General features: G+C 71.3%; 11 protein-coding genes. 2 read left to right on the top strand and 9 right to left on the bottom strand.

Going from position 1 to position 13713, the window contains the following annotated elements; translation table 11 throughout:
* Positions 1–76: 76 nt before the first annotated feature.
* The 4 genes from glcF to STARVERO_RS19500 are packed head-to-tail and all read right to left on the bottom strand — an operon-like array spanning position 77 to position 5575.
* Positions 77–1396, bottom strand: a complete 1320-nt coding sequence (glcF, locus tag STARVERO_RS19515; protein ID WP_159600935.1) for a glycolate oxidase subunit GlcF — start codon at positions 1394–1396, stop codon at positions 77–79.
* Positions 1397–1399: 3 nt separating this feature from the next.
* A complete protein-coding gene (locus STARVERO_RS19510) occupies positions 1400–2632 on the bottom strand; it encodes an FAD-binding protein (protein ID WP_200837869.1) in 1233 nt (410 codons plus the stop codon).
* 1 nt (position 2633) lies between these two features.
* The gene (locus STARVERO_RS19505; RefSeq protein WP_159600931.1) at positions 2634–4055 is read right to left on the bottom strand and encodes an 8-oxoguanine deaminase; all 1422 of its coding nucleotides are present in this window, start codon (positions 4053–4055) and stop codon (positions 2634–2636) included.
* A 23-nt stretch (positions 4056–4078) separates the two neighbouring features.
* The gene (locus tag STARVERO_RS19500; RefSeq protein WP_144341436.1) at positions 4079–5575 is read right to left on the bottom strand and encodes an FAD-linked oxidase C-terminal domain-containing protein; all 1497 of its coding nucleotides are present in this window, start codon (positions 5573–5575) and stop codon (positions 4079–4081) included.
* Between the two features lie 243 nt (positions 5576–5818).
* On the opposite strand from STARVERO_RS19500, the gene STARVERO_RS19495 reads away from it, so the two are divergent.
* Complete coding sequence (locus STARVERO_RS19495; protein WP_159600929.1) at positions 5819–6238, top strand: hypothetical protein; 420 nt, start codon at positions 5819–5821, stop codon at positions 6236–6238.
* A gap of 115 nt (positions 6239–6353) precedes the next feature.
* Here the strand turns inward: STARVERO_RS19495 and STARVERO_RS19490 are convergent, their stop codons facing one another.
* The gene (locus STARVERO_RS19490; protein ID WP_159600927.1) at positions 6354–7160 is read right to left on the bottom strand and encodes a hypothetical protein; all 807 of its coding nucleotides are present in this window, start codon (positions 7158–7160) and stop codon (positions 6354–6356) included.
* Positions 7161–7459: 299 nt separating this feature from the next.
* Here STARVERO_RS19490 and STARVERO_RS19485 point away from each other — a divergent pair, with 299 nt between their 5' ends.
* A complete protein-coding gene (locus tag STARVERO_RS19485; protein ID WP_244616830.1) occupies positions 7460–8854 on the top strand; it encodes a DUF3422 family protein in 1395 nt (464 codons plus the stop codon).
* 28 nt (positions 8855–8882) lie between these two features.
* Here STARVERO_RS19485 and STARVERO_RS19480 read toward each other — a convergent pair whose 3' ends face one another.
* The 4 genes from STARVERO_RS19480 to STARVERO_RS19465 all read right to left on the bottom strand — a co-directional run bounded on the left by STARVERO_RS19480 (position 8883) and on the right by STARVERO_RS19465 (position 13712).
* Positions 8883–9854: a hypothetical protein gene (locus tag STARVERO_RS19480; RefSeq protein ID WP_159600925.1), complete on the bottom strand. Its 972-nt coding sequence runs from the start codon at positions 9852–9854 to the stop codon at positions 8883–8885.
* A 183-nt stretch (positions 9855–10037) separates the two neighbouring features.
* Entirely contained in the window at positions 10038–11438 is a 1401-nt protein-coding gene (locus STARVERO_RS19475; protein ID WP_244616829.1) for a M16 family metallopeptidase, read from the bottom strand.
* Positions 11435–12841 carry a M16 family metallopeptidase gene (locus STARVERO_RS19470; protein ID WP_144341431.1) on the bottom strand — a complete coding sequence of 469 codons (1407 nt, stop codon included), beginning with the start codon at positions 12839–12841 and terminating at the stop codon, positions 11435–11437. The genes STARVERO_RS19475 and STARVERO_RS19470 overlap by 4 nt, the downstream gene beginning before the upstream one ends.
* A 217-nt stretch (positions 12842–13058) precedes the next feature.
* The gene (locus STARVERO_RS19465; RefSeq protein ID WP_186291813.1) at positions 13059–13712 is read right to left on the bottom strand and encodes a hypothetical protein; all 654 of its coding nucleotides are present in this window, start codon (positions 13710–13712) and stop codon (positions 13059–13061) included.
* Position 13713: the final 1 nt, after the last annotated feature.

Genomic DNA, 13713 nt, shown 5'->3' with positions numbered 1-13713 from the left:
CGCGAGGAGGCGCGGCGCGGCAATGATAGCCGCGCCCGCCCTGCCCGTCAGTCGGCCTTTCGGTCCGGTTGCCGCGTCAGGCGGCGATCCGCAACGCGTCGATCTGCGCCGGCCGCGGCCCGCCGGTCGCCCAGTCCAGCAGTTCCACCGTGTGCACCACCGGCAGGGCGGTGCCGCCGCCGATCTGCGTCATGCAGCCGATATTGCCGGCGGCGACGATCTGCGGCAGCGTCCGCTCGATATTGGCGACCTTGCGCTCGCGCAGCTTCGCGGCGATCTCCGGCTGCAGGATGTTGTAGGTGCCGGCCGAGCCGCAGCACAGGTGCCCTTCCGCCGGTTCCAGCACGGTGAAGCCGGCCTTGGCGAGCAGCGCCTTCGGCGCCACGCGCACCTTCTGGCCGTGCTGGAGCGAGCAGGCCGAGTGATAGGCGACGCGGATGCCCGCCGGAATCACCGGCGTGGGCAGCTCGTGCTCGGAGAGGAATTCGCTGACGTCCTTGGCCAGCGCCGACACCTTCGCCGCCCGCTCGGCATAGGCCGGGTCGGTGCGCAGCATGTGGCCGTAGTCCTTGATCGTCGTGCCGCAGCCCGAGGTGGTGACGATGATGGCGTCCAGCCCTTCGCCCTCGATCTCGCGCCACCAGGCGTCGACATTGGCGCGGGCATTGGCCAGCGCGAGGTCCTCCTTGCCCATGTGGTGGGTGAGCGAGCCGCAGCAGCCCCCGCCCGCGGGGCGCACGATCTCCACCCCCATGCGGGTCATCAGCCGGATCGCCGCCTCGTCGATCTCCGGCCGCAGCACCGGCTGGGCGCAGCCGTCGAGCAGGGCGACGCGGGCGCGGCGGGCGCCCTGCGGCGCGAAGCGGCGCACATCCTCGCTGGCCGAGCGCGGCGCCGGCCGGGCGGGCGCGAGGCGCAGCATGGCGGCGACCGGCTTCAGCCCCGGCACGGCGTCGAACAGGCCGGCGAAGGGACGGGCGAGCATCGCCCCGCCGATGGCGAGGCGGAACAGCCGCCGGCTCGGCAGCACCCGCGCCAGCAGCGCGCGGGTCAGCTTGTCCATCAGCGGGCGGTGATAGGTCTTCTCGACGTGATCGCGCGCATGGTCGATCAGGTGCATGTAGTGCACACCGGAGGGACAGGTGCTCATGCAGGAGAGGCAGGAGAGGCAGCGGTCGACATGCTTGGCGACCTCGGCGGTGGCCGGCCGGTCGTTCTCCAGCATGTCCTTGATCAGGTAGATGCGCCCGCGCGGGCTGTCGAGCTCGTCGCCCAGCAGCACATAGGTCGGGCAGGTGGCGGTGCAGAAGCCGCAATGCACGCACGCGCGCAGCACCTGTTCGGAGCGGGCGGTCTGCGGGTCGGCGAGCTGCGCCAGGGAGAAATTCGTCTGCATCGCCTACACTCCCGCATACATGCGCCCGGGGCTCAGCACCCGCCCGGGATCGAAACCGCTCTTCATCCGCTTCACCAGCGCGCCGGTGATGGCGTCGAGCGGCTGGAACACCTCCTCGGCCGCGCGGACGGGGGCGGAGGCACGGATCAGCGTCGCGTGGCCGCCGCCCGCCTGCGCCACCGCCTCGCGCACGCGCCGCGTATGCGGCTCGGCATCGGCCATCTCGATCCAGACCAGGCCGCCGGTCCAGTCGTAGAAGCTCACCGCCCCCGCCTCGCGCAGCGCAGCGCCGATGGACGCGCCGGCCATGGGCGCCACCGAGACGCGCCACACCGCCTTCGCCGTATCGACATTGCCGCCCTCGGCGAGCGCGAAGGGCAGGACGTCGCGCATGGCGCGCCAGAAGGCGTGCGAGCCGTCCGCATCGAGGAAGGACAGGGCGCCGCGCGCGCGCAGCATCTCTTCCAGCTTGCCGCGCCGGTGCAGGATCGAGGGCTTCACGCCCTCCAGCCGCAGCGCCGTGACGCCGCGCCCCGCGCCCGCCACCACGGGAATGCGCGCGGCGACGTCGGCCGGCACATGGGCGGCGCCGGAGACGTCGTAATAGGAGCCGACCGCCCCACTCATCACGTTCGCCGCGGCGGCGTCATCGAGGCCGAGCACCAGCAGCGTCTCCACCGTCTCGGGGCGCGGCAGCACCTTGATGGTCAGCTCGGTGAAGGCGGCGAAGGTGCCGTAGGAGCCGGCGAGGCCGCGCGGCAGGTCGTAGCCGGTGACGTTCTTCACCACGCGCCCGCCCGCCTTGAACGCCTCGCCCCGGCCGGAGACGGCCCGGATGCCCAACGCATGGTCGCGCGCCGCGCCGGCGCTCGGCCGGCGGGGGCCGGCGAGGTTGCAGGCCATCAGCCCGCCCAACGTGCCGCCGCCCGGCGGCAGGCCCAGCAGCGGGCCGAAATCCATCGGCTCGAAGGCCATCATCTGCTTGGCATCGGCGACCAGCGCCTCGATCTGCGCCACCGGCGTGCCGGCGCGGGCGCTCAGCACCAGTTCCTCCGGCTCGTAGAGCGTGACGCCCGAGAGGCCCTTCAGCTCCAGCGTGACGTCGGTCTGGATGTGCCGGCCGAGCGCCGCCTTGGAGCCGGAGCCCGCCACATCCAGCGTGCGCTCGTTGGAAACGGCCCAGCGCACGGCCTCGACCACATCGGCCTCGTCGCGCGGACACAGCCTCTCGCTCATTTCAGGCACCTCCCGAGAGCGCGGCGAGCCGCGCGGCATGCTTGTTGTGCTCGGCGACGACCGCCGGCAGATCGATGGTGACGATGTCGCCGTGCTCCACCACCGGGCGCCCATGCACCACGGTGAAGGCGGCGCGGCCCGGCGTGCAGAACAGCGCGGCGGCGACGGGATCGGCGAGGCCGCCGGCAAAGGCGACGTCGTCGAGCCGCAGGGCGAAGAAGTCGGCGCATTTGCCCGGCTCCAGCGAGCCGATGTCGGAGCGCCCCAGCACCGCCGCCCCGCCCAGCGTCGCCAGTTCCAGCGCCTCGCGGGCGCTCATCCATTCATGGTCGCGCGCGGGGTCGGACGTGGAGAGCGTGGTGTCCGGCCCTTCCGGCGGGCGCAGCGCGATCTGCAGCCGCGCCAGCAGCATGGCCTGCCGCGCCTCGCCCAGCAGGTTGTTGCCGTCATTGGAGGCCGAGCCGTCCACGCCGAGCCCGACCTTCACGCCGGCGCGCCGAGAGGCCTTCACCGGCGCGATGCCGGAGGCGAGCCGCATGTTGGAGGAGGGGCAGTGGCACACGCCGACCCCGGCATCGGCGAAGCAGCCGATCTCATGGGCGTTCACATGCACCGCGTGGGCGAACCACACATCCTCGCCCAGCCAGCCCAGCTCCTCCATATAGGCGACGGGCCGCCGGCCGAAGCGCTCCAGCGTGTAGCGCTCCTCGTCGACGGTCTCGGCGAGATGGGTATGCAGGCGCACCCCCTTCGCCCGGGCCAGCGCGGCGCTCTCCCGCATCAGCTCCGGCGTCACCGAGAAGGGCGAGCAGGGCGCCAGTACGATCCGCGTCATCGCCCCCGGCGCGGCGTCGTGATAGGCGCCGATGACCCGCTCGCTGTCGGCGAGGATGTCGTCCTCGTCCTCCACGCAGTCGTCCGGCGGCAACCCGCCCTTGCTCTCGCCCAGCGACATCGACCCGCGCGAGACCATGAAGCGCAGGCCGATCTCGCGCGCCGCGCCGATCTGGTCGTCGACCCGGCAGCCGTTGCGAAAGACATAGGCGTGGTCGAAGCAGGTCGTGCAGCCGGACAGGGCGAGTTCGGCGAGGCCGACGAGCGTGGCGGTGCGCGAGGCCTCCGGCGTGCGCGCCGCCCAGAGCCGGTAATGCGCCTTCAGCCAGCGGAACAGGTTGACGTTCTGCGCCGCCGGCAGGTTGCGCGTCAGCGTCTGGTCGAGATGATGGTGGGCGTTGACCAGGCCCGGCAGCACCACATGGCCGGCAAGGTCCATCACCCGGTCGGCGCTGGCCGGCAGGCTGTCGCCCGGCCCGACCGCCTCGATCACGCCGTCGCGCGCGAACAGCCCACCGCCCGCGATCTCGCGGCGCGCGCCGTCCATGGTGACGAGCACCGTGGCGTTTCGGACGAGGAGGGTGGCCATGGGCAGACGCTCGAAACCTCGCCTCAGAACCGCGGAATGTCCGGGAAGGGCAGCTTGCCGCCGGAGACGTGCATGCGCCCCAGTTCGGCGCAGCGGTGCAGCACCGGGAACACCTTGCCGGGGTTGAGCAGCGCGTCCGGATCGAAGGCGCATTTCAGCCGCTGCTGGTGCGCGAGATCGGTCTCGTCGAACATCGAGGGCATCAGGTCGCGCTTCTCGACGCCGACGCCGTGCTCGCCGGTCAGCACCCCGCCCACCTCGACGCAGAGCAGCAGGATGTCGGCGCCGAAGGCTTCCGCCTTCTCCAGCTCGCCCGGCTTGTTGGCGTCGTAGCAGATCAGCGGGTGCAGGTTGCCGTCGCCGGCGTGGAAGACGTTGCCGCAGCGCAGGCCGTATTTCTCCGACATCTGCTCCATGCGGTTCAGCACCTCCGGCAGCGCCTTGCGCGGAATGGTGCCGTCCATGCACAGATAGTCCGGCGAAATGCGGCCCACCGCCGGGAAGGCGGCCTTGCGTCCGGCCCAGAAGGCGACGCGCTCCTCCTCGCTGGTGGAGGCGCGCAGCGTCATGCAGCCGAGCCCGTTGCCGATCTCGGCGACGCGGTCGATGAGGTGGTTCACCTCCGCCTCCGGCCCGTCCAGCTCGACGATCAGGAGCGCCTCGACATCCAGCGGATAGCCGGCGCCGAGGAAGGCCTCGGCGGCGTGGACCATCATCCGGTCCATCATCTCCATGCCGCCGGGGATGATGCCGGCGGCGATGATGGCGGCCACGCACGCCCCCGCCGCCTCGGAGGACGGGAAGCCCAGCAGCACGGCGCGCGCCGTCTCCGGCTTCTTGAGGATGCGCACGGTGACTTCCGTCACCACGCCGAGCAGCCCTTCCGAGCCGACGATGAGGCCGAGCAGGTCGAGCCCGCCGGAATCGAGGTGCTTGCCACCGACGCGGATGATCTCGCCAGTGATCAGCACCATCTCGACGCCGAGCACGTTGTTGGTGGTCAGGCCGTATTTCAGGCAGTGCACGCCGCCGGAGTTCTCGCCGACATTGCCGCCGATGGTGCAGGCGATCTGCGAGGAGGGGTCGGGCGCGTAATAGAAGCCCTCATGCGCCACCGCCGTGGTGATGCCGAGATTGGTCACGCCCGGCTGGGCGACCACGCTGCGGTTGGCGAAGTCGATGTCGAGAATGCGGTTGAACTTGCCCATGCCGAGCAGGATGCCGTCGGCGAGCGGCAGCGCGCCGCCCGACAGCGAGGTCCCCGCCCCGCGCGGCACCACGGGAATGCCGTTCGCATGCGCGTAGGCGAGAACCTTCGACACCTGCTCGGTGGTCGAGGGCAGCACCACGGCGAGGGGAAGCTGGCGATAGGCGGTCACCCCGTCGCTCTCGAAGGGGCGCATCTCGGTCTCGGTGTCGATCACGCCCTCGCCCGGCACGATGGCGCGCAGGTCGGCGATGATCTGCGAGCGGCGGGCCAGGACATCGGCCTTCGGCTCCGGCATGACGAGGCCCGACATGGCGCTTCTCCCTTGAACGGCGACGTTTCTGGTTTCGACCTATTCTAGGGAAAAGCGTCTAACCTTCCTATGGTAAAAAAACTAGACCAAGGGCGAATTCCCGTTTCGCCCGCAACGCTTCGCGCGGGTCGTCCGCCGCCCCTTGCGCCGGATCAAGGAAGCGCGCACCTCTAGGTCGTAGGGCTTTCGCAGATGGCCGCCCGGACGCAGGTCCCGGCCCAAGCAACAGATAAGGAGACGCGCATGACCGACGCCGCCGCCACCGATACCAGGGCCGAGACGCGGGAGCTTCAGCGCATCCGCCTGCATCTGGCCCGCTCGAAGGACTTCCCGGACGGCAGTGCCCGCCACGGCTACGAGTTCGTCGCGCCGCTGGACGCGAGCGGCCATATCGACGCCGAGGCCTGGAAGGACGTGCGCGAGGCCTGCACCGTCACCCGCTTCTGGGGCAATGACACGCCGGAGAGCGGCTATCTGGTGCGCCGCGCCGGCGGCGTCTCGGGCGCGAGCTGGGTGTTCGACTACGAGCAGAACGCCAGCGACGACGACGAGACCGGCTATCGCTTCGGCGACCACGCCTTCGCGCCCGGCGAATATGTCTCGCTGCGCGACGAGGATGGCGAGATGCACACCTTCGTCGTCTTTTCCGTGGTCCCGGCCTGACGGCACCGCCAAGCGTGGGCTGCGCCCTCGCTGATGACGCCAGAAATGACGACGGCGCGGGCCGATGCGGCGCCGCGCCGTTTTTCCGTCCCGGCCGCGACGGCCGGAAAAGGCGTCAGTTGGAGGTGCCGGTGCCGGCCGACGTGGCGCTGGCCGCGGCCGCCGTCTCGGCTCCCGCGGTCGAGCTGGAGGTCGACGAGCCGGAAGCCGGCGTGGCGGGCGCGCTGGCCGGCGTCGCCGCCGGGGTGGCGGCCGGCGCCGAAACCGGGCTCGCCGCCGGAGCGGGCGCCGCCACGTTCTGCGTCGCCGCCGGCTTCGGCTTGCGGCGCGCCACCGGGCGCTGCGGACGCTGGATCATCGCGATGACGCGCTGGTGCAGGTCGGCCGCCTTGTCGATGTTGAAATGGCTGAGCGAGCCGGAATTGGTGAGGTCGATGTTCTCGACCCGCGGGCCGGACACCGGCTTGCCGGAGCCGCCGGCCTGATAATAGTTCACCACCTTGCCGATGCGGGCCGAGGCGGTGTTCGGGTTGACGGGATCGAAGGTCACGACCAGCGGAACCGGCACGCCGGCCCCGCTCACCTTGTTGCCCATGTAGACGGCGGCGTCGGCGCCCAGCGAATGGCCGATGATGATCACCGGCGCGCGGCGCTTGCCGGTGCCCGCCTGCGCGACCGCCTGGCTGGCGAGCGCCTGCCAGTCGCCATAGGGGTGCACGCTCGCGCGGATGCCGCGCGCGTTGAGCTTGGCGGCGAGGTCGTCCATGCCCAGCGAGAAGATGTTGGCGAGACCGCGCAGGAGATAGACGCGCGGCTGCGGCTGTTGCTGCTGGCGCGACTGCGCTTCGGCCGGAACGGAAAGGGAAACGGCGAGGATGGCGGCAATGGCGAGGCAAACGGCCCAGGCTCGCGAGAATCTCATTGTCACAAATCCCGAAACAACTACGAACTTCATGCGCTGGCCCCCCGGCCCTTGCAAATGGTTTCTGGGCCGTCTTATGGCGGAGCCCGCCCCGTCTCCTCTTTGCCAAAAGGCTGATGCCAATCCGCAACACTCACGCCGCGGAAGCTGGCGGGAGAAGGCCCGCCACCGCTTCCTCGGTGTGCGCTGCACCCGCGTCCAGATGCCTCTTGCCAGCGCTCCACCAGCGTGCAACCCACTGGGCGGCGCGCGGTTCCGCCGCCCCGGTCTTTCCGGGCGGCCATGAGGGGAGCGACCCCGTGACGGCAAGACAGACGGCCCCGGCCGGCAAGGCCTTCTACGATCACCCGCTGCGCGCGCCGGTGCTGGCGGAACTGCATGCCCGCCCCTTCGTGGCGATTTCCACGCCGGCCCGCATCCTCCACGTCGCCTTCCTGGTGGATCGCGCCCAGGCGCTCGCCGACCGCGCCGCCTTCGCCGCCCTGTGCTTGGCGCGCGGCCAGCCCGAGCCGTCGCGCGACGCCAAGCAGCATCGCGTCGCCTTCGGTGGCGCCGTGCTGCGCTGGGAGCGCCACGCCGAATTCACCACCTACACCTGGGAACTGCCGGCGGAGGACGTGATCGAGGGCGGCCTGCCGTTCCAGCCCTCCGCCGCCAGCCTCGCCGACGTGCTCACCCAGCTGCCGCAGCCCGGCCCGCTGCTGGTCGCCGTCGACCTGCACCTCGTCACCGACACCGCCGACGCTTTGCCGCTCGACCGGCTGTTCGACCGCACCAGCCTCGCCCGCTCGGACGTCGAGGACGGCTTCGCCGAGATCGCCACCGACTTCCAGCCGGACCCCTCCGGCTTCGTGCGCATCCTCGTGCGCGACCGCGGGATGACGGCGGACGCCGCCGGCGCCCTCGTCCAGCGCGTGCTGGAGGTCGAGACCTACCGCACCCTCGCCCTGCTCGGCCTGCCGGAGGCCCAGCGCCTCGCGCCGACCGTCGCCCATATCGAGAACGAGCTCGGCGCCCTCACCGAGGAGATGCGCCGCAGCGAGGGGCTGGCCGCCAACAACAAGCTGCTCGACGCGCTGACCTCGCTGGCCGCCCAGCTCGAAGCCGACGCCGCCGCCTCGCTGTTCCGCTTCGGCGCCACCCGCGCCTATCAGGAAATCGTCGACCTGCGCCTCACCACCATCGGCGAGCGGCCGATCTCGGGCTATCCGACCTGGCAGCAGTTCCTCACCCGCCGCCTGCAGCCGGCGATGCGCACCTGCCAGGCCATCGAGCAGCGCCAGGCCAATCTGTCGGTCAAGCTCACCAGCGCCGCCAACCTGCTGCGCACGCGCGTCGACGTCGAGCTGGAGCAGCAGAACCGCGACCTCCTGCGCTCGATGAACGCCCGCGCGCGCATGCAGCTGCGCCTGCAGCAGACGGTCGAGGGCCTGTCGGTCGCCGCCATCTCCTATTACGTGATCAGCCTGCTGCACTACACGCTGGAGGGGCTGCACGCGCGGGCCGAAGCCATCGGCCTGCACTACGACGTCGGCATCGTCACCGCCATTGCGGTGCCCTTCGTGGCGCTGCTGATCTGGACGGTGGTCCGCCGCATCCGCAAGGGCCATTCCGACATCGGCCATGGCGAGCGGCCGGCCGCCGGCCGGATCCATCCGGGCGCCGCGATCGAGAAGCTGTCCGACGAGGCGTGAGACGCCTCGTCCCGCTTCTTCCAGATCCTTACTGCGAGAAGGTGCCGGTGGAGGGCGCCGGGGCGCCGATCCACTGCGTGTCACCATCGTTCGACGCCGGAGCCGGCGCCACGGTCCGCACCGGGGCGGCGGGCGCGGCCTGCACAGCCGGGGCCGTCGTCTGCACCGGAGCGGCGGCGGGCGCCGTCTGCGTCTGGCGCGTCGGCTGGCGGGGCTGCTGCTGGGCCTGCGGCTGAGACTGGGTGCGCGGGCGGGCCTGCGCCGGCGGGCGCTGGCGCTGCGGCTTCTCGTTGGCGCCCTGCGGATCGAAGCCGACATAGACGACGTAGCGCTCGGACAGCGCCGGCGTCGGCCGCGGGAAGCTCGGATCGGCCACGAGGCTGAAATCGACCTGCAGCACGCCCGGACCGATCTCGACCGGCACCGAATAGAACTGGGTCCACACCGACTTGGGCGTCGGGCCCTCCTCCACGATGGCGACGCGGATCGGCACGTTGACCTTGCCCGGTCCGCCCTTCGCGCCGAGCAGGACACGGCCCTGGATGCCCACGCGCATGGTCATGTCGGGCGCGGTGAAGCGGCATTCGCGGGAGAACTGGCCGAGCGTCGCCTGGTAGCGTACCGCGCCGTCCTGCGGGTCGGTCACCTGCCAGGCCGCCGCGCCGCCGCGCACCTGCACCGGCGGGCAGGTAAACTCGGACGCATCGGCATCGCCCGGCGTCACCGCCGCCGTGCCGGCGCCGCTCGTGTTCCCGCCGGACGGGCTCCGCGCCACCGTCGTGGTCTGCATGGTCGAGCCGAACAGGCCCTGGCCGCCGGAATTGCCCGAGCCCATCGGGCCCTCATTGCCGTCGCCGCCGCCAACGCCGTTGCCGGCACAGCCCGCAAGCAGCAGGGCGAGCGCGGGAAGGAGAAGGAAGGTTCTGCCCGGCCCGCCCCGCCTCTCGGCGCGCCGCCCGGTTTCACCGTCGGTTCCGTTCCGCTCGTCCCTGATACCCATACGCATACTCCCCGCCGCACCGGCTGGATGGGCCGCGGCGCGTCATTTCCCCAAGGCGCCGGCGGCCGATCTTTCGAACTGTCCCGTCCCGCCGCCCTTATAGCAGGCGACGGGCGGCAGAGAATGGCCCGTGACGGCGGTCCTGCGCAAGGCGGGAGCCGCACAACGGGCGCGAGGCGGGTCTCAGCCCCCCTTGTTCGGGACGAGGCCCGCCGGCTTGCCCACAAGGCTGAACAGCAGCTCCGGGTTCTCGTTCAGCCGCGCGGCCACGCGCTTGATGTCGTCCAGCGTCACCGCCCCGACCAGCTCGTTGCGCTTGTCGATATAGTCGATGCCGAGATCGTCGATCTGGATCTGCAGGAGCTGGGAGGCGACCTTGGCGGAACTGTCGAAGCGCAGCGCAAAGGAGCCGATCAGGTAGCTCTTGGCGTCCTCCAGCTCGGCCTCGGTCGGCCCGTCGGTCAGCAGCTTGCGGTATTCCGAGCGGATCAGCTCGATCGACTCGCCGGCGCGGTCGTTCTTGGTCGCCGTGCCGCCGAGGATCAGCGCCGCGTGGTCGAGCGGGGCGAGATGGCTGTAGACGGAATAGGCGAGGCCGCGCTTTTCGCGCACTTCCTTGAACAGGCGCGAGGAGAAGGCCGAGCCGCCGAGCATGTGGTTGAGCACGAAGGCCGGGATGAAGTCCGGGTCGTCGCGCTTCAGCCCAATGCCGCCGAAGACGATGGAGGTCTGCGGCACGTCGAGTTCCTTCACCACCTCGGTGCCGAGCCCCTGCGGCACCGCGTCCGGCACCGGGGTCAGCTCGGCCTTGGCGGGCAGCGCGCCGAACATGTGGTCGAGCGCCGGGCCCAGCTTCTCCGGCGTGATGTCGCCGACCACCGCGATCTTCAGGTTGTCGCGCGCCACGGTGCGGCGGACATAGTCCTTCAGGTCGTCGCGGCCGATGGCGGGCACGCTCTCCAGCGTGCCGGAGACCGGGCGGCCATAGGGATGGTTGGGGAAGGCGCGGGCCGACCAGCCGAGGCTCGCCAGCGTCGAGGGATCGTTCAGCCGCCGGCGCAGCATGGCGAGCTGGCCCTGGCGGATGCGCTCCACCGCCTCGTCGTCGAAGCGCGGCGCGGTCACCGCCAGCCGCATCAGCTCGAACGCCTCGTCGACATTATCCGACAGCGTGCGCAGCGAGCCGCCCGTCATGTCGCGCGAGGCGTCGAAGCGCAGTTCGATCGCCTTTTCCGCCATCCGGTCCTGGAAGGCGCGGGAATCGAGGTCGCCGGCGCCCTCGTCGAGCAGCGAGGCGGCGAGATTGGCGACGCCGGGCTTGTCGGCGGGATCCTGCGCGGCGCCGCCGAGGAAGGCGACCTCCACCGCCACCAGCGGCAGCGTCGTGTCGTGCACCAGCCAGGCCTCGATGCCGCCGGGGCTGATGACCCGCTGGATGCGCGTGGTCTCGGACTGGGCGGGGGAAGTGGGCGCGAGAGCGAGGGTCATGATCGTGGCCGCGGCGGCGAGGGAAAGGAAGGAGCGGAAGCGGAGAAGGCCGGGACGTCCGCCGCGCGGCGCCCGGCCGGCCGACGGGCCGCTCACGAACGGTCCTCCGGGCGGGCATGGCCGCTTTCGGCGGGCGGAGCGACCGCGGCCGGCGTCGGGCCCGAAGCCGGACCGGCCGGCAGGAGCTGGCTGGTCACCGCGCGCGCCGGCACCAGCCAGCGGCGGGCGGCGTCGCGCACCTCCTCGGCGGTGACGCGCTTGACCTGATCGGGCCAGTCCTTCACGTCCTCGGCGGTCGAGCCGGTGGCAAGCGCGGCACCGTAGATGCGCGCCAGCGTCGCCTGGTTGTCCTGCGCGTAGACCGCATCGGCGACGAGCCGGGTCTTGGCGCGTTCCAGCTCGCCGGCATCGGGGCCGTCCTTGGCGAGCGCGGCGAGGGTCTCGTCGAGCGCCTTCTCCAGCACCTCCATCGTCACCTCCGGGCGCGGGGTGACGGCGATGCCGAAGCGCGTGTCGTCGAGCGCCGTCGACTGGTACCAGGCGCCCGCGCTGGCGGCGAGGCCCTTCTCCACCACCAGCGAGCGGTAGAGACGCCCGGTCGCGCCGCCAAGCACCTGCGAGAGCACGTCGAGCGCCACGCTTTCCTGCTTGTCGTTGCGGAAGGCCGGCACGAGATAATTGCGCGACAGCGCCGGCTGGCCGACCCGGCCGTCCGCCAGCACGAGGCGGCGCTCGGCGCGCGACGCCGGCTCGCGCGGGCGCTCGCGCTCGGCGATCTCGGCGCGCGGCTTCACCTTGCCGTAGGTCTCCTCGGCGAGCTTCTTCACCTCGTCCGGCTCCACGTCGCCGGCAACCACGAGGATCGCGTTGTTCGGCGTGTAGAAGCGCTGGTAGAAGGCGAGCGCGTCCTCGCGGTTGAGCTGCTTGATCTCGTCTTCCCAGCCGATGATCGGGTGGCCGTAGGGGTGGTTCACATACATCGCCGCCTGCGCGGCTTCGGAGAGCTGCGCGCTGGGGTCATTGTCGGTGCGCATGCGGCGCTCTTCCAGCACCACGTCGCGCTCGGGCAACACCACCTCGTCGGTCAGCACGAGGCCGGTCATGCGGTCGGCCTCGAAGCCCATCACCGTGCCCAGATGCTGCTTGGCGACACGCTGGAAATAGGCGGTGTAGTCCTGCGAGGTGAAGGCGTTCTCCTGGCCGCCGAGCTTGGACACCACCTGCGAGAACTCGCCGGCGGGGTGCGTGGCCGTGCCCTTGAACATCAGGTGCTCGAGGAAATGGGCGATGCCGGACTTGCCGGGCTGCTCGTCGGCCGAGCCGACCCGATACCACACCATGTGGGTAACCACCGGCGCCCGGTGATCGGGCACCACCACCACCTGCATGCCGTTGTCGAGGGTGAACTCGGAAACCTCCGCCGCCTCGGCGCGGGGCGCGGCGGCGGCAAGTCCGGCGGCGCCGGCGGCAGCGCCGGCGATCAGCATGAGAGCGGGCATGATTCTTCCAGTCACAGCGGCATCCGTTTCGGCGTCCGCCCCGGAAGGCGCCGTCTGGCGTGCCGCCGGGAAGGGCGGCGCGGGGCGGGGATCGCAGGCGCAATGTAGCGACGGGGCGCCGCTCATGCGAAGCGTGGCGACGCCCGATCACCGCGAAGTGAGACGCGGCAGAAGTGCGGCAGGGGTCTCTGCCGGAACCTGATTGTTCCGCCGGGACCTATTTGTTCGACTGCGTGCGGTCGAACCAGCTCGGCAGGCTCCACTGCTTCTCTTCCGGCCGGTCGGCGACCACGCCATAGGCGGCGCCCGGCGCGGGCGTCTGGTAGCCCACCGGCGGCTGGGTCAGCAGCTCGCGGTCCGGCTCGCCCTCGAACTCCATCTTCTCTTCCTTCTTCGTCCAGCCGAAGAATTCGAGTTGGTTGAGCGAGAGCCGGTTGTCGTCGTTCTTGCGGCGGTTGGCGAAGCCGCTGCCGCTCGCCCCGCCGATCTTGGCGCCACGCTCGAGCTGCGAGGGCGAAAGCGCGCGGTGAGCGGTGTCGGTCTCGTCGCGCATCACCGGCTCGGCGGCGATGGCCTTCTGCCGCGCCACCGTGTCATGGTCCTTGGGCCAGGCCGGGTTCTGCGCCATGGCGCCGGCATCGCGCGGCGGCGGCAGCGCGTCGCCGGACGGCGGCACCACCAGCGGCGCGCGCTCGCGATAGTCGATATCCGGCGGCGGCGGCGCCACGAGGCCGATCGCGGTGAGGAGCTTGCCGGTCAGGTTAAGGTCCGAGTCTTCCTGGGCGTAGGCCGGCGCCCCGGCCAGAAGGGCACCGAACAGCGCGGTTCCGGCCAGCAGCCGGGTGCGGGTCGCAAGGTGTCGTCTCATCATC

The organism is Starkeya nomas, from assembly GCF_902703545.1.
In the GTDB taxonomy this organism is placed as follows: domain Bacteria; phylum Pseudomonadota; class Alphaproteobacteria; order Rhizobiales; family Xanthobacteraceae; genus Ancylobacter; species Ancylobacter moscoviensis.
This window is presented reverse-complemented; position numbering and strand designations above follow the sequence as displayed.